This is a genomic window from Crinalium epipsammum PCC 9333, from assembly GCF_000317495.1.
Taxonomy (GTDB): Bacteria; Cyanobacteriota; Cyanobacteriia; order Cyanobacteriales; family PCC-9333; genus Crinalium; species Crinalium epipsammum.
In genome coordinates this window covers 3,683,504-3,699,804 of record NC_019753.1, presented here as the reverse complement: position 1 = coordinate 3,699,804, position 16,301 = coordinate 3,683,504, and the positions used below count along the sequence as shown (strand labels likewise).

Annotated in this window: 19 protein-coding genes and 1 pseudogene; 11 read left to right on the top strand and 9 right to left on the bottom strand. The window is 41.4% G+C overall.

Going from position 1 to position 16,301, the window contains the following annotated elements; all coding sequences use genetic code 11:
• Positions 1–7 precede the first annotated feature (7 nt).
• From CRI9333_RS16130 to CRI9333_RS26820, 4 genes are all read left to right on the top strand, one after another.
• Positions 8–382, top strand: coding sequence for a photosystem I reaction center subunit IV (locus CRI9333_RS16130; protein WP_015204237.1), 375 nt, complete (start codon positions 8–10; stop codon positions 380–382).
• Between the two features lie 3 nt (positions 383–385).
• On the top strand, positions 386–1,237 hold the full coding sequence (locus CRI9333_RS16125; protein WP_015204236.1) for a DNA-formamidopyrimidine glycosylase: 852 nt from the start codon (positions 386–388) through the stop codon (positions 1,235–1,237).
• Positions 1,238–1,299: 62 nt separating this feature from the next.
• A complete protein-coding gene (ndhO, locus tag CRI9333_RS16120) occupies positions 1,300–1,515 on the top strand; it encodes an NAD(P)H-quinone oxidoreductase subunit O (protein ID WP_041226085.1) in 216 nt (71 codons plus the stop codon).
• Between the two features lie 17 nt (positions 1,516–1,532).
• Complete coding sequence (locus CRI9333_RS26820) at positions 1,533–1,712, top strand: hypothetical protein (RefSeq protein WP_157462337.1); 180 nt, start codon at positions 1,533–1,535, stop codon at positions 1,710–1,712.
• Here CRI9333_RS26820 and CRI9333_RS16115 read toward each other — a convergent pair.
• Together CRI9333_RS16115 and CRI9333_RS16110 are read right to left on the bottom strand one after the other, a co-directional pair.
• Entirely contained in the window at positions 1,699–1,821 is a 123-nt protein-coding gene (locus CRI9333_RS16115; protein WP_015204234.1) for a photosystem II protein Y, read from the bottom strand. The genes CRI9333_RS26820 and CRI9333_RS16115 overlap by 14 nt on opposite strands.
• Before the next feature lie 125 nt (positions 1,822–1,946).
• Positions 1,947–2,501: a gamma carbonic anhydrase family protein gene (locus CRI9333_RS16110; RefSeq protein ID WP_015204233.1), complete on the bottom strand. Its 555-nt coding sequence runs from the start codon at positions 2,499–2,501 to the stop codon at positions 1,947–1,949.
• 100 nt (positions 2,502–2,601) lie between these two features.
• Here CRI9333_RS16110 and CRI9333_RS16105 point away from each other — a divergent pair, with 100 nt between their 5' ends.
• On the top strand, positions 2,602–3,111 hold the full coding sequence (locus tag CRI9333_RS16105; RefSeq protein WP_015204232.1) for a TIGR02652 family protein: 510 nt from the start codon (positions 2,602–2,604) through the stop codon (positions 3,109–3,111).
• Between the two features lie 55 nt (positions 3,112–3,166).
• Positions 3,167–3,607 (top strand): VOC family protein, encoded by a 441-nt coding sequence (locus CRI9333_RS16100; protein ID WP_015204231.1) that lies wholly within the window; start codon positions 3,167–3,169, stop codon positions 3,605–3,607.
• 12 nt (positions 3,608–3,619) lie between these two features.
• Here the strand turns inward: CRI9333_RS16100 and CRI9333_RS16095 are convergent, their stop codons facing one another.
• The 5 genes and pseudogenes from CRI9333_RS16095 to CRI9333_RS16075 form a co-directional block, all read right to left on the bottom strand.
• Entirely contained in the window at positions 3,620–4,474 is an 855-nt protein-coding gene (locus tag CRI9333_RS16095) for a metal ABC transporter permease (protein WP_015204230.1), read from the bottom strand.
• A gap of 71 nt (positions 4,475–4,545) precedes the next feature.
• Positions 4,546–4,971: pseudogene (locus CRI9333_RS16090) on the bottom strand (hypothetical protein).
• 1 nt (position 4,972) lies between these two features.
• A complete protein-coding gene (locus CRI9333_RS16085; RefSeq protein WP_041226746.1) occupies positions 4,973–5,182 on the bottom strand; it encodes a hypothetical protein in 210 nt (69 codons plus the stop codon).
• Positions 5,183–5,231: 49 nt separating this feature from the next.
• Positions 5,232–6,065, bottom strand: a complete 834-nt coding sequence (locus CRI9333_RS16080) for a metal ABC transporter ATP-binding protein (protein ID WP_015204227.1) — start codon at positions 6,063–6,065, stop codon at positions 5,232–5,234.
• Positions 6,066–6,313: 248 nt separating this feature from the next.
• Complete coding sequence (locus tag CRI9333_RS16075; RefSeq protein WP_015204226.1) at positions 6,314–7,375, bottom strand: metal ABC transporter substrate-binding protein; 1,062 nt, start codon at positions 7,373–7,375, stop codon at positions 6,314–6,316.
• Positions 7,376–7,582: 207 nt separating this feature from the next.
• On the opposite strand from CRI9333_RS16075, the gene CRI9333_RS16070 reads away from it, so the two are divergent.
• The 4 genes from CRI9333_RS16070 (at position 7,583) to CRI9333_RS16055 (ending at position 14,540) form a co-directional block, all read left to right on the top strand.
• Positions 7,583–10,468 carry a M16 family metallopeptidase gene (locus tag CRI9333_RS16070; protein ID WP_015204225.1) on the top strand — a complete coding sequence of 962 codons (2,886 nt, stop codon included), beginning with the start codon at positions 7,583–7,585 and terminating at the stop codon, positions 10,466–10,468.
• A 262-nt stretch (positions 10,469–10,730) separates the two neighbouring features.
• Positions 10,731–11,558, top strand: coding sequence for a type I methionyl aminopeptidase (gene map, locus CRI9333_RS16065; RefSeq protein WP_015204224.1), 828 nt, complete (start codon positions 10,731–10,733; stop codon positions 11,556–11,558).
• A 135-nt stretch (positions 11,559–11,693) separates the two neighbouring features.
• Entirely contained in the window at positions 11,694–13,052 is a 1,359-nt protein-coding gene (locus CRI9333_RS16060; RefSeq protein ID WP_015204223.1) for an NAD(P)/FAD-dependent oxidoreductase, read from the top strand.
• A gap of 66 nt (positions 13,053–13,118) precedes the next feature.
• Positions 13,119–14,540: an amidase gene (locus tag CRI9333_RS16055; protein WP_015204222.1), complete on the top strand. Its 1,422-nt coding sequence runs from the start codon at positions 13,119–13,121 to the stop codon at positions 14,538–14,540.
• Between the two features lie 177 nt (positions 14,541–14,717).
• Here the strand turns inward: CRI9333_RS16055 and CRI9333_RS26815 are convergent, their stop codons facing one another.
• Complete coding sequence (locus CRI9333_RS26815; RefSeq protein WP_015204221.1) at positions 14,718–14,885, bottom strand: hypothetical protein; 168 nt, start codon at positions 14,883–14,885, stop codon at positions 14,718–14,720.
• Positions 14,886–15,054: 169 nt separating this feature from the next.
• Entirely contained in the window at positions 15,055–15,909 is an 855-nt protein-coding gene (locus tag CRI9333_RS16050; protein WP_015204220.1) for an EndoU domain-containing protein, read from the bottom strand.
• A 125-nt stretch (positions 15,910–16,034) separates the two neighbouring features.
• Between CRI9333_RS16050 and CRI9333_RS16045 the strand changes: the two genes are divergently transcribed.
• The gene (locus CRI9333_RS16045; protein ID WP_015204219.1) at positions 16,035–16,268 is read left to right on the top strand and encodes a hypothetical protein; all 234 of its coding nucleotides are present in this window, start codon (positions 16,035–16,037) and stop codon (positions 16,266–16,268) included.
• The last annotated feature ends 33 nt before the right edge of the window (positions 16,269–16,301 follow it).

The following is a 16,301-nucleotide window of genomic DNA, read 5'->3' as shown; positions in this document are numbered from 1 at the left end:
AACACTTATGGTACAGCGTGGTTCTAAAGTACGCATTCTCCGCAAAGAATCATTCTGGTTTCAGGATGTCGGCACAGTTGCTACCGTTGATCAAAGCGGAATCAAATATCCAGTAATTGTCCGCTTCGAGAATGTCAATTACGCAGGCGTTAACACTAATAACTTTAGCCAGGCTGAAGTGGTAGAAATTGCACCACCCACAGCTAAGTCTAAAGCTTCAACTGCTAAACCAGGTGGCAAGCAAACCACTATTGACGAACGCACACGCACAACAGGTCAGGGTGCGCCCAAGCCTAGCGGCAAAGCCAGTGCTGCACCAGAATCTGGAGAAGCTGGAACTCGCGTTCAAGGCGCTCCTAACCAAGGAACTGATTCTCGTTAAGTTGTGCCTGAACTGCCTGAAGTTGAAACAGTACGCCAGGGTCTAAATCATGTCACCCTGGCTAAAAAAATTCTGGGTGGGGATGTGTTGCTGACACGCACCATTGCCCACCCTCTTTCTGCTGAAGATTTCCTTGCTGGTCTAAAAGGTACAGCGATTACTGAGTGGCATCGACGTGGTAAATATTTGCTGGCATCTGTCATAGATGCTCATTCAGCATCTAGTGCTGGTTGGTTAGGCGTTCATTTGCGGATGACAGGTCAATTGTTATGGGTTGACCAGGAACAGCCATTAGAGAAGCATACGCGAGTCCGCCTGTTTTTCCAGGGCGGACATGAGTTGCGTTTTGTTGACCAACGCACCTTTGGGCAGATGTGGTGGGTGCAACCAGGAACTCCGCCTGAAGAAGTAATTACAGGGTTACAGAAATTGGGGCTAGACCCTTTTTCGGATGATTTTTCAGTTGAGTATCTAACAAAGCAACTGCACCAGCGTAAGCGTTCGATTAAGACGGTTCTACTAGATCAAGCCACTGTAGCAGGGCTAGGAAATATTTATGCTGACGAAGCCTTATTTCTGAGCGGTATTAAACCGACAACAGTTGCTAGTAGCCTGACTGTAGAACAAATTGAGCGATTGAGAACAGCAATTATTCAAGTTTTGGAAAACTCAATTGCAGCAGGGGGAACTACTTTTAGTAATTTTCTAAATGTGCAGGGCGTTAATGGTAACTATGGCGGTATCGCTTGGGTTTATAACCGCACTTCGCAACCTTGTCGCGTTTGTAATACACCAATATTAAGACTGAAATTAGTAGGACGTTCGGCTCACTTTTGCCCAGAGTGTCAGCATTAGATAGATATTTTGGTCATTGCTAATTGATAATTGTTAATTGTTAATTGTTAATTGTTAAGAGTATGGCAGTCAAAAAAGGCGAGTTAGTTCGTGCTATCCGCGAAAAATTGGAAAACAGTTTAGAGGCTAAAGCTAGTGATTCCCGCTTTCCGTCCTATTTGTTTGAAACTAAGGGTGAAGTGTTAGATTTACGGGGCGACTATGCTTTGGTTAAGTTCGGTCAAGTACCAACGCCGAATATATGGCTTCGTATGGATCAGCTAGAAAGCGTTAAGTAACGTTGGTGTAGCTGTTGATGTGGATTAAAACAATTGCGATCGCACATCCTCCATCATTTGAGTTTGGCTTGAAGGAGCGATCGCACCCAGTATACACAGCCACATCTTTAATTAGAGTAAAAACAGCCGACCACAACCCACTTCGGGTAGTAGTCGGCTACTTTTGTTGCAATGAGCAATTTTTTAAGGTTTGTTAAAAAAAGCTTGTACTTGTTTAATCGCAATGGGCGCAACATTGTAAAGAGCCCATCCGCCTGCGGCTAGAACTGGTAGCAGAACAATTAAAAGACGCAAATCAAACTCCATACTAAGTCTCCTCTGTTAATACTTAAAGATTTTTGAACACTTCTCATTTTTATTTTTAACTGAAGTGGGGCAGTTTTATACATTTTCCAGAGAGTTAAATAACTCATAACCCATGACCAACTTAATTAATGTGGTGCTGTAAAGCCTAAATCTGTTCCCTTACCTGCGTGAACTAAAGCTAACTGTTCATAACGCCGCGCGTGTTCTATAAGTTCTGCTGCTTCCGTCTCAGAAACATCACGTAGTCGCTTGGCAGGTACACCAACCATCAACGAGAATGGCGGCACATCTTTAGTTACCACACAACCAGCCCCAATTATGCTGCCAGTGCCAACTCTAACGCCGTCTAGCACCACTGCACCAATACCGATTAAACTTCCTCGTTCAATATAAGCTGAATGCACTACAGCGCGATGACCAACTGTTACATGGTCTTCTAAAATTGTAGGTTTACCAGGATCGCCATGCAAAATTGCGCCATCCTGAATATTGGTTCGTTCTCCAATTTCAATCCACTCGACATCTCCTCGGACAACAGCGCCATACCAAATACTAACTCCTTTCTCTATCTTGACTTTGCCCATAACAACCGCATTAGGCGCAACAAAAGCCGCTTGAAACAGATCGACACTAGACCAATATGATGAAGCTGAAAATAGTTGTTCGTATTTATTGTTCACTACAGTAAATAAGTCATTTGCAGAAGGTTGATAAAGTTTAATACTAGATATAATAAAGCCACTGCTACGGTGGCGCAGATAAAATGCGATTACGCACTTGATGATGAATCCAGGCTTGCAATATCCTATATTTGGCGCAGAAATTCAGTGTCCCCACTGTCGTCAAACTATTCCGGCATTGACGCTAACTGATACATATCTGTGTCAGCGTCATGGTGCATTTGAAGCAGATCCCGAAACAGGTGAACTGGTTCATCTGCAATCAGGACGGCACTGGCGACGGTGGAATAATGAATGGTATCGACAGCATACTCATCCAGATGGGATTAGGTTTGAGATTCACGAAGCGTTAGACCGACTATATACCCAGGGATATAAAGCGACGCGGGTGATTATTGCTAGTCGCTACCGAGAACTGATTAGTTCTTATTTGGAACGCAGTACACCTTGGCGAAGTCAGCCAGACCAACAAAAACCTAAGCTTTATGGTTTACCTGTGGAGTTTAGTCCCGACCCTCAAGAAGATCCTTGCTGGGAAGTAATAAATTTTGATTTAGAAAAAGAACCTGGTGTGCCAGTAAGATACCCCTATTTCCGATTGTTTGAGTAATAATTTGGTGTTGTGCTGAGTCGTAAAAATCCTAAATTTTAAATCACAAGTTAGAATGCACCACGCTTCCATCCGTACGGCTAATATTCATCGAGCGATCGCATTTTATGAACAGCTAGGATTTACAGTTTGTGAACGCTTTACCGCCGGAATTACCCTCGCGTGCTGGATGGAGGGGCTAGGGGGGCGCATAGAATTAATTCAAATTCCTCAACCCCGCCCAGCCGCCGATGCTTTTGGGGATGAACATTATGTTGGTTACTATCATCTATCTTTTGATCTCACTGATGTCTCAGATGATCTTCCTACTTGGTTAAGTAATCTCCAAAACCAGTTTGCAGAAGCATCACATCAGGATGGAGAGCAATTTCAACCTTTAAAGATTTTATTAGAACCAACTCAACAAATGATCGGCGATCGCGTTTACGAAGTCGCCTTTATTGCTGATACTGATGGATTACCTCTAGAATTTATTAGAGTTTTAAGTAAGGGTTAAATACTCACTTTGTTAAGAAAAAGGTTTTGGGTGTAGGGGCGGAAGATTTCGTTTCTGTCTTTGTCGAATTTGAGTCCACAATAAAACACATCCAAAAATTAGGGTTGATAGCAATACAACACTTGCGCCAGAAGCAATATCGAAGTAGTAGCTGAGGTATATGCCGACAAATGCGATCGCAGCACCTAAAAACCCTGAAATCAGCATGATGTAGCCAAAGCGATTATTTAATAATCGTGCAATTGAAGCTGGTATTACAACTGCTGAAATAATTAATGTGACTCCTAAAACTTGTAGAGTTGCTACTAATAAAGTTGCCAACATTAAAGCAAATAAGGTATCCATTGCTAATACAGGTACACCATGAACCTGTGCGACTTCTCGATCAAAACACCAAAATAGCAAGGGACGATAAAAGATAAAAACTATACTAAGTAGGACGATAGTTACAGCAGTTACAATCCACAAATCGCTAGGAGCAACCCCTAAAACATTTCCAAATAAAGCTGCTTCAAAATTTTGACTAAATTTACGATAAGTACTGATAACCGCAACACCCAAAGCAAAACTCGCTGTAGTTACAATCCCAATTGCTGCATCTGAATAAATTTTACGACCTGTTAAGTACTGGATTAACAAAGCTGCTCCAAAACCCCAAACTCCAGAACCAATGTAGAAGTTGATCCCTAAAACATAACTCAGCACAGCACCGCCCAAAATTGCGTGGGAAAGACCATGCGCGATATAACTCATCCGCCTACTTACTATATAAACTCCCATCACGCCACACAATAACCCTGCCATCATTCCCACAAGTATGGCGCGAGTAAAAAATTCATATTGGAAGGGTTTTAATAAAATATCCATAGTGCTTACTTCCCTAATAAATTGTTGCTCATGTAGAAACGCACTATTTTGATTTTGGAAGCTTGATAATCTCAATTATCCCTAAACTTAGGACACACTTCAAACGCCAACTGTGAACGATAAAAACAGACATCAAACTCCATAAAAAAGTTTAACTGACCTAAAATAATAGGCGGATCATTAGATTTAGCCCAAGCAAAAGCTAAACGAACAGGCGGAAAATTGCTAATTTGCCCCACAACAGCTAAACCCCTTGCTTCCACTGGCGCAAGATTACCTGCTAAGGCAATTGAAAGGGTTTGTTCCTCCCACACTGCTCCCAATGCTAAACCAACATGGTACGGTAAAACATTAAGACTAGCTCCCGTATCTAACAAACCAAAAACTTCCGAAACACAATCCCGATAACTTAAAGTTATGGGTACGCAGGGAAAAACATTAGCCTCTCCTGCTTAATTCCTTCGTTCGATAAAAGGAAATCGTTTAGCATTTCGCATTCTATTTCGCTTCTTCTTGTTCTAGTAAGCTCATTAATTTATGAGCAGCATCATCATAATCATAAGGCGACCAAGCACGATAAACCGCGCCATTGTCCAATGACTTTAAACCTTTTTCTTTTGCCAATTCAGCCGTTAAAAACTGAATCATTTCAACCTTCTCATCATTGGATAACTGCCGCAGTTGCGTCAATAATTCAGGATTTGACATAAAACAACCTTGCATTCATTTTTCCATGCTACCAGTTAACTGTTGACGGCTAATCGCTAACTGCTTTAGATTTGTGCAAGATATGAGGTAAGTTACGCTTCATTTGATGCCGGAGTGTAGTCATTCCACTAGCAATCAAAATCCGGTCTTCTTGATGGAAAACTACCATCTCTGCTCCAAATGTTTGTTCCAAAGTAGCAGGAGTAAAAACATCAATTGGTTGACCTTGAGAAATGATGCCGTGATTGAAACATACTACCCAGGGTAGATGAGTTGCTACTGAGTTGAGGTCGTGGGTAGAGAGTAGAATTGTTAACCCTTCTTGGTTTAAATCTGCCAATAGGTGTAAGAGTTCGTGTTGGACATGGAGATCTGAACTACTGGTAGGCTCATCCAGAATCACAATATCTGGTTGTCCGACAAGCGCCCGCGCTAGAAACACCCGTTGCTGTTGTCCCCCCGATAGTTCGCCTATGGGTTGATGGGCTACATTAGCGACTCCAAGGCGGCTGAGGAGTCTTTTGGCGGCTGCGCGATCGCTTGATGAAGCCCAAGGCAAAAGCTGTTTTCTCTGGTAACGTCCCATCATTACTACTTCTTCAGCAGTCACAGGAAAATTCCAATCTACTGTTTCTACCTGCGGTACATAACCGACTTTAAGTGGCGCAACGCCTGGATTTAATTTTTTACCACGAAACCAAATTTCACCGCCCCAAGGACGAATTAAGCCTAAAATTGCTTTCATCAAAGTGCTTTTACCACTACCTGATGGTCCAACTAAGCCAGAAAGTTGACCAGGATAGAGTTTGAGATTGATTTTTGTAAATACTGGCTCTTGTTGATAGCCACAGGTGAGGTTTTTAATTTCAAGTATTGGTTCCACGTTGAACAGGATAAAAGGTCAAAGTTGATTGCGAAGCTATCAAAGCTTGAACAGTAATGTTGAGGTATTAAAATTTTATTCAAAAGTTGATTTGGTGAATTTTATACCATATATAAATGCAGATATTTTGTCAATGTTAATTATTTTTCAGATACTTTTTCAGCAAGCTAGTGATTTTGTGGATGAAACATTTAGTTCAAGCAATTTTGAAGTATGAATCAATTATTCATACTTTAATAACTCCAACGTTATTTATTTGCACTTGCTTTTGAGCCTACAATATTAGCAGTATCAAGGCTGTCAACTAGCTTCGGATTACCGCCAAGATTTTCAGCCAGTATCCGTAAGTTTTCTGCCATCATGCCAATGTATGTATGTTGAGTATTAGTATTTTCTATGGCATTAGCTGAACCTTCGCCTGGTAAATCGTCATCGCTAGTGTTAGCTGTTTTGACGTTAGCTTCACGGGCAATTTGTTCGGCTACTTTGCTAGGAAATACTTCTGAACCAAAGATAGCGGGGACTTTTGTTTCACGAACTTGATCGACGAGTTTCGCAATATCTTGGGCTGAAGGTTCGTTAAAATCTGAAGGCTGAATAGCACCAATAACTTCAAAACCATACTCTCGCGCCCAGTATGCCCAAGAGTCGTGGTATGTGAGCAGTTTACGCTTTTCGGGGGGAATACTAGCAACTACCGCACGGGTGACTTTATCTAGTTCATCAAGACGTTGTTGGTAGTTTTTTAAATTAGTGGCGTAGTAATCTTTTCCTGCTGGATCTAATTCGGTTAAATGTTTGGCAGCTAATTTGGCGTAAGCTTCAGCGTATTTCGGATTTACCCACAGGTGCGGGTTCGGATCTCCTTTATCTTTAGGAAAGCTAAAGTCAAAAATCCACTCTTGTTTTGTAATTGTTTCATCTCCCAATTGGTAGATTTTTGTGTCTTTGGGTTTAGAGGTTTGTGCTAGTTTTTTTGTAGGGGTTTCTAAGCTTAAACCATTAACTAAGATTAGATCAGCTTGAGCAAGGAGATCGGCATCAGAAGGGCGAGGCTCAAAGGTATGAGAATCAGTACCTTCGGGGACAACACCGACAACAGAGATGCGATCGCCTGCAATGTTACTGACTATATTAGTAATAGGAGCTACTGTTGTGACGACTAAAGGTTTATCTTGAGATTGGCGATCGCCTGTTTTGGTTGCTGTACTGGTTACCGAAGGGTTAGAAGGCGCTGTGGTATTATTTCCAGCGCCGCAAGCTACTATCAACAAGCTAATTGTCAAAACTAATGCAGAAAGCTTACTCATCAAATATTTCCAAGTAGTTTTATTGCAACTAGATAAAATTAGAGCTTGTACTAGGTTCAATAAGCAATGCCCCGCCTGGGGATTAAAATAGTATTTTTAGATTGTTTTTAGATTAGTCATTAATTGTTACATTCCATTTAATTTGCTAGAAAAGATTATCCTTACTACCTCCGAACTAAATTTAGATTGATTACCTGTGCAATTTATATGTCAAAATTTATGTTTCTTTGGAATACTGGGCGAAGACTTCACTTTTCTTTCTTACTTTTTTGCTTATGCTTAAGTGCTGTACTAGCACTAGGAGGTGTCACCACTTCCAGCCAAGCTGCGGGCGCTAGTTCATCACCCTCAACAACTGTTAATCAGGGTGGTAAGAGTAAGTCGCCTATAGCAACGCCAGCCGCGCCCTTATCGCTTACCAAAAACGTGCAGAAAACTGTTTTGGAAAATGGGCTTACTGTTCTGACAAAGGAAGTACATAGTTCGCCAGTAGTAAGCGTACAGGTGTGGTATAAAATTGGCTCCCGCAATGAAGCACCAGGAGTTAATGGCATTGCACACCAACTAGAACACATGATGTTTAAAGGTACTAAAAGCCGTCCAATACAATTTGGTCGCTTATTTAGTGCTTTAGGAAGTGACTCTAATGCTTTTACTAGCTACGATCAAACGGCTTATTTTGGGACAGCAGAGCGCAATAAACTCCGGGCGCTACTAGAGTTAGAAGCTGATCGAATGCAGAATTCGTTGATTAATAGTGAGCAACTGGGAAGTGAGAAGCGGGTTGTTATTTCTGAATTGCAGGGGTATGAAAATAGCCCTAGTTATCGACTAAATCGTGCTGTCAAGCGGGCTGCTTTTCCTAACCACCCTTATGGTTTAACAGTTGGTGGTACTAAGGCAGATGTGGAGAAGTTTACACCTGAGCAAGTGCTTTCATACTACCGCCATTACTATAGCCCTAATAATGCCACGCTGGTAATTGTGGGCGATTTTGATACAAAGTTAACCATGACGGCGGTAAAAGAGATTTTTACCAAAGTCCCCAACCAGCAAGTAGTGAGCAGCAAGCAGTCAGCAGTTAGCACTCAACAATTAGCACTCAACAATTCAAAATCTCAAACCCAAAATCCAATTGTATTACGTGAGGCTGGAAGTGCGGCGTTATTGCAGGCGGTGTATCCGTTACCTAATCTGAAGCACCCAGATGTGCCAGCGATAGATGTGATGGATTATATTCTGGCAGAGGGGCGGAGTTCCAGGCTTTATCAAGCTTTAGTGGAATCAGGGTTAGTTAGCGATGTTGGTGGGGGAAGTGCTAATTTGATCGCTGGTGGATGGTATCAACTATCGGCTACGGCTGCCCCTGGTAAGAAATTATCAGAGATTGATCGGGTGCTACAAGGTGCGCTCGCCAATTTTAGCAAAAAAGGAGTGACAGCAGAAGAACTCAAACGAGCAAAAGCACAACTGCGCTCTGACTTAATTATGTCAAACCGCGATATTACTAGCCAAGCTCAACAGTTGGGCAACGATCAAACGACGGCTAATGATTATCACTATACAGACCGTTACTTGGCAGGAATCCAAAAAGTTACTGTTGCTGATGTCCAGAGAGTTGCTCAAACATACCTGAAACAAACCAAGCGTACAGTAGGTTATTTTGAACCTACGCAACAAGTAAGTAAAACTCCTGCTGGTGCTAAAAATGCAGCACAAACTTCTGAAAGTTTTAATCTCGGCGCACCAGTCGCGCCAGAAGAGGTAGCAAAATACCTGCCATCTGTAGATGCAGCCACAACATCCACAAAACAATCATTGCCAGTGGAATTAAAGCTGGCAAATAATCTTAAAGTTTTGTTATTACCAGATAGCAGTACTCCCACTGTCACGCTCAGTGGCTATATTCAAGCTGGTTCAGAGTTTGATGCTTCATCTAAGGCAGGTATTGCTGGAATGACGGCAGATAACTTGATGAATGGCACTAAGAGTAAAAATGCTTTAGCGATCGCTCAAACTTTAGCAGATAGAGGAGCGGAGTTATCATTTAGTGCTAATCGAGAAGGGGTAGCAATTTCCGGTAATGCGTTAACGGGAGATTTACCAACACTAATTGAAGTTTTCTCTCAAGTGACGCAAAACGCATCATTTCCGACAAAAGAGTTAGAAATAAGCCGTCAACAAGCTTTAAATACTTTGAAGTTTGATTTAGATAATCCATCTAAATTGGCAAGACGGACATTTCAAGAAACAATTTATCCAAAAAATCATCCCTTCCATGTTTTTTCGACTGAAGCGACTTTAAAGAGTATTAGTCGTGCTGATGTGATGCAGTTTTACAAACAACATTATCGCCCTGATACTACAGTACTGACGCTTGTGGGTAACTTTGACGTTAACAAAACGCGATCGCTTCTAGAAAAACAATTAGGTACTTGGAAGACTACGGGTACAGCACCAACGATCAAGTATCCACAAGTAGATTTACCAACAAAGGTAGTGCAACTAAATCCAGTAATTCCTGGTAAAACTCAGTCAATTACCTATATAGGATATAAAGGAATTGACCGCCAAGATCCTCGTTTCTATGCGGCATCAATACTTAATGAAATTGTGGGTGGCAATACCTTATCAAGTCGGTTGGGAACGGAAATTCGCGATCGCCAAGGGCTTACTTATGGTATATACAGTTACTTCCAAGCTGGAAAATATGCAGGTCCGTTTTTAATTTCCATGCAAACTTCTCCAGAAGATACAAATCGCGCCATCTCTAGCACCATAGCCTTATTAGATCAAATACGCGATCGAGGCTTAAATCCTGGTGAGGTAGAGGCTGCTAAATCTTCGATTAATAGTAGTTACGCCGTCTCTCTAGCTAGTTTAGATACTTTAGCTTCTCAAATTCTGATGAACGAAGTTTATGGGTTAAACCCAGAAGAAATGCGCGATTTTATCAATAAAATCCAAGCAGTTACCCCAGATCAAGTAAATCAGGCAGCTAAAGAGTTGCTCCATCCTGATAACTTGGTAGTAGTGTCAGCAGGACCACCTCTGTCAGCGTCCAGACCATCTAATCAAGTAGCTCAACCTTAAAAAACATCAAACCTAAATCTAGCCCCCTCCCTGTCAATATCAAACCCTGTCGGGGGTTAGATTCAGCCCTTAATTATATTGACCTACTGCCTCTAAAAAATCCTCAGCCCTAAAGATAAGTTAAGTTAGAAAACAGAGATAAAACACCAACACCCCAGCCTATGGCTGTGTGTAAGTCTTAAAAGTGTAGGATTATTGTTCTTACCTGTGGTATTACTCCAAATCCGTAGATTTCCCACCTTTAGCCACCTGTCAATCCCCAATGAACATTTTGAACAATCTGCTTTTCCAACCAACTCAAGCGCCTAAAGAGAAAAAACAACGTCGAGGTATTGAGATTAAGTCGCAGCGTGAAATTGAAATCATGCGACAGGCGGCTAAAATTGTGGCAACTGTGCTGAAAGAAGTTTCTCAGATGGTAGAACCTGGGATGACAACAGCCGACATAGATGCCCACGCCGAAAAACGCATCCGTGAAATGGGCGCAACACCTAGCTTTAAGGGCTATAGTGGCTTTCCAGCTTCAATTTGCTCCAGTATTAATAATGAAGTGGTACACGGCATTCCTAGTCCTAAAAAGGTAATTAGGGCTGGGGATGTATTGAAAGTAGATACTGGTGCTTATTATCAGGGATTTCATGGCGACTCTTGCATTACTATTGCTGTGGGTGAAGTCAAGCCTGAAGCAGCTAAGTTAATTCAAATAGCTGAAGAATCTCTATATAAAGGAATTGAGCAAGTAAAAGCTGGCAATTATTTAATGGATATTGCTGGGGCAATTCAAGATTGTGTAGAAGCTAACGGCTTTAGCATTGTAGAAGAATTTACAGGTCACGGTGTTGGTCGCAATTTACACGAAGAACCTTCTGTATTTAATTTCCGCACCCGTGAGATGCCTAATGTTAAATTACGTGCTGGTATGACTTTGGCGATTGAACCAATTTTAAATGCTGGTTCTAAACGTACTCGCATTTTATCAGATCGTTGGACTGCGGTAACGGTTGATAATTCTCTGTCGGCTCAGTTTGAACATACTGTGTTGGTGACAGAGGATGGTTATGAGATTTTGACTGACCGTTCAAAGGTTTAGATAATCGAGTTAAGGTTGTTTTAACCACAGATGCACACAGATAAACACAGATAAAATTATTATTTTTGTGTTTATCTGTGCTATTTTTTTAGAATTTTACATATAGATATTTTGATAAATTTTAATATTTTAAATATGAATGATAGCCCTATTCATGTAAATGGAAATGATCATGCCTTAGTAATTGGAGGTAGCATTGCCGGACTTTTAGCAGCCAGGGTTTTGGTTGACTACTTTGATAGAGTAACAATTGTTGAGCGCGATCGCATACCCGCACAACCTATACCCCGCCCAGGTGTACCCCAATCTTACCAACTTCATGTGCTGCTAAGTAAGGGCGCTCAAATTTTAGAAAAACTATTTCCAGGATTTGCTCAAGATCTTGCTAATGCGGAAGCTCAAAAGGTTGATTGGGCAGCAGACTTTCGTTGGTTGACTCCAGGAGGTTGGTCGCCTCGTTTTGTTTCTGAGATTATTACCTACGCCTGTACTCGAAATTTGCTGGAATTTCAACTGCGGGAGAGGTTGTTAGATGATGGCAGGGTAAAGTTTTGCCAGGGTAGCCAAGTTACAGGTTTACTTGCTAACTCAGATAATACAGTTGTAACTGGGGTGCAGTTGCGGGACGAAAATGATCGAGAAATCGAAGTTTTGGCTCAGTTAATTGTTGATGCAAGCGGTCGCAATTCTAAATCTCCTAAGTGGTTGCAACAGATTGGTTATCAGCCACCACAGAAAACAGTGGTTAATGCTTTTTTGGGGTATGCGACTCGCTGGTACCAAAACCTTAGCAGTAATGTAGATTACAAAGTTTTGTACGTGATGCCCAAAGCTCCAAATTATCCGCGTGGTGGCTTGATTTATCCCGCCGAAGGAGATCGCTGGCTAGTTGGTCTGGTCGGTGTCGGTCGAGACTACCCACCGACGGATGAAGCAGGGTTTAAAGAATTTGCCCGCAGTTTGCGGACATCCGAAGTTTATGAGGCAATTAAATCCGCCCAACCCCTAAGCCCAATTTACAGCTACCAACGTACAGAAAATTGTTGGCATCATTATGAGCGAATGTCGCGCCGACCAGAAAATTTTATTGCTTTGGGAGATGCAGTTTGTGCGTTTAACCCTGTCTATGGTCAAGGCATGACGGCGGCAGCCCTAAGCGCATTAACTTTAGATGAATGTCTTCAGCAACACCAAACTGGAAGTAGTAAGGATCTGACAGGTTTGGCGCAACGCTTTCAAGCTAAGTTGGCAAAAGTTAATAGTGTTCCTTGGTTAATGGCTACTAACGACGATTTCCGTTGGTCTACAACGGAAGGTGGAAAACCCAACTTTATGACCCGCCTATTGCATAGCTATTTGGATAAAGTGTCGCTCACCTTCAGCAGTAGTCCTGAACTTTACAAGGTATTTCTAGAAGTGGTTCATATGCTCAAAACCCCTAATGCTTTTTTCCAGCCGCGTTTCCTGTGGGAAGTTTTCAAATTAGGTCGCTGATTGTCTTTTAAGATTTAAGCTAGCCATGAATGGGTTTCATTAAATAGCGATCGCACAAAATTTCTCATGAATAAAACTGATTTAGCTTTTACTTCAGCACTAGAACAAGCACAACTGATTCGTAACAAAGAAGTATCAATATTAGAGTTAACTGAACTTTATTTGGATCGCATCGCCAGATTAGATCCGCAACTGGGTAGCTATTTTACTGTGATGTCAGAACAAGCTTTAGCATCAGCCAAAGCTAAAACAGAAATATTAGCTCACTCTACCAATGTTTCAGAATTACCACCTTTTTTTGGTGTACCAACTTCAGTTAAAGACCTTAACCCTGTTGCTGGTGTTCGCTGTACCTACGGTACTCCGGCATTGATGGATAATATCGCCACTTATGATGATGGCGTGGTGGCGCGTATGAAGCACGCTGGCTTTATTATTCTTGGTAAAACGGCTACATCTGAACTAGGATCTTTTCCTTATACAGAACCGCTTGGTTTTCCACCTGCTCGCAATCCTTGGAATTTAGATTATACGCCAGGGGGGTCTAGTGGTGGTGCTGCGGCAGCAGTAGCGGCTGGGTTGTGTCCGGTGGCGCATGGTTCAGATGGGGGTGGTTCTATTCGTACACCATCTGCTTGCTGTGGTTTGGTAGGAATTAAACCTGCGCGTGGTAGGGTGTCTCATGCACCAGTAGGCGATCGCATTAGTGGAATTGCTACTAATGGTGCGATCGCACGTACTGTTGCTGATGCTGCGGCAATGCTTGATGTCATGTCTGGCTACGTTACAGGCGATCCTTATTGGCTACCCAATCCTGAAAATTCATTTTTATCAGCAACTCAACAAACTCTATCTAAGCTGCGAGTTGCTTTTTCCACCAGCATTCTACCTTTTGGTGATGCTGATCCAGTGTGTCAGCAAGGCGTATTAGACACTGTAAAATTATTAGAAAGTATGGGTCACAGTATCGAATCAGCTTGCCCTGATTTTACTGGTTTACTAACATCTTTTCCTAAAGTTTGGCAGGCGGGTGTTGCGGCGGCGGGAATTCCCCCCGAAGTACTAAGTCCTTTAAATCGTTGGTTGGTGTTTAATGCTGGTTCTGCTGGTGAGTATTTACAGGCGGTTACTCAAATGCAGGTAACGTCACGGCAGATTGTAGCGTTTTTTGATAACTTTGATGTGTTGGTGCTACCTGTATTTATGCACCCGCCGATTAAAATTGGTCAATGGGCTGATCTTAGTCCCGAAGAAACTTTTCAACAAATGACTGCTTGGATCGGGGCGTGTCCACCATTTAATGCTACTGGACAACCCGCGATCGCACTTCCTACTGGTTTTGACTCCACTACCAATTTACCTGTGGGTGTACAGTTAGTTGGTCGTCCAGCAGCAGAAGCTACTTTAATTTCTTTAGCTGCCCAAATTGAAGCTGCAAAACCTTGGAGTCAAAATCGCCCACCTTTGTTTAATACTGATAAAGCTTAGGCATAAATCATTTTTAAGGTTAGGGCGGGTTTATCTAGATCAATGTGTCAGGATAAATTTATGGTGCAACCCGCCCCTACAAGTCTAATTTTACTGTTGCTATAAAATCATAAAATTGTTGCGGGTTTACTTAAAAAATTAGTCAATTACTTTTAATATAAAAAAGCTTAGTAGCTACTAACGACTGTTTTCATCATCGGAGTTACCCAAAGGTTTTTCTATTACTAATTCGATTCGAGCATTAATTTGCTTGATTCTCCGTTTAACACAATCAAAGTTAGCTTTAGTCCAAATATTTGTTGTATTAAATTTATTATTTGGTAGAATCCGCTCCAGGGCTAACATCACAGAATAACCTAGTAAATATATGTTCTATAACTCATTCTCATTAGCTTTGGTTCGCTGCACATCCTGCTTTTGGCACATTCTTAACACTTATTAACAGCAAATTTTAGCTAATTATGAATTAACCTTCAAAGTTGGGGTATAAAGATTTATGTTTATTTAGGGTGAGTTACTTAACTGCACAAACTTTACCTTTAGGAGTTGCATCAGGGTAAAAAGTTACAATTGCGTTTCTATCTTTGACAAAAACTGCTTGATAAGATTTGCCTGAATTTTGATCTCGCACCGGATAAAGGCACGCGCCTTGTTTATTTCCCTGAGATTTGAATGCTTTAGTTGCATCTATAAGTATTTCTGCGGCATCGCTGACAAGAGCATAACCCTTGATGCGATCGCTCACCGTTCTATTTCCTTGTTTAATTACTACTCCCAAAGTATAAACTACCCCTGGAATTACCTCTTCTTTTGCCTGGTTATTAGGTAATCTTCCCGCAATACCTTGATTTTGTAGTTGTAGATATCTACCAAAAAAATGTAGTCCACCAATATATTTTTGGTTCTTAATCTCACCGCAGAAAATATGTTGAAAACCTCGCGAGTTAGACCAAATAGCTGTGAAATCATCTAAAAATTCTGCCTGTGTACGGCGATTGGTGCGTAATTCACCTCCAACAGCTTGCTGAATTCTTTGCAATACAAATGAGTTATTTAACATCAATTGTTTAACATCACTGGCTTTGACTTTGCTGCCAATTGTTCCACAAGTTTTTAGCACAGCTTGGTCAAAAGCATTTAGCTGAGGTGGTAGCGGTGTGATATCTGCTGAGTTTCCAGATGGAAAGCGACGAAAATCAGGATTATTGATTTGATCAAAAAATGGTTGTAGCGATATTTGGGCAATTTTTAATGGAACTGAGCCAGGAATTTGAGCCACGACTGCCTCTGTTGATATAATTTTGAGTAATACGAATCCTAATCCTATATTGAGATAGATAGCTAATTTAAGCCAAAGACGATAGTGCATTTTAAATTAGACAAACTTATATTAGTTGGAAACTCTGAGCAAGTATAAAAATTAGTGACTGTTGTGGGGTTATTAGTGGGAAAGATAGTATTAAGCCATTTAATACAACTCCAATTTAATAACTTATGGGCACTAAAAGTATTAGTACAATTGTCGTCATCTTAGCTGTGGTGTTTGTTTCTGTTGGCGATCGCTTCCTTCCCAAACCCCTAAATACAGCTAGCGTGGAAAGCCGAGCCTCATTAAACAATTTTGTGGTCGGTTTATTTCCAGCTTGGAAACCCAAGACTAAGCCATATGAGCGTACACAAAAAGCCCTCGATAAAGTAGAGAAGAACCCGCAAGAGGAGAAAAAGTAAGGTATTTAAACCATTTATCAGTTGACAGTTGAC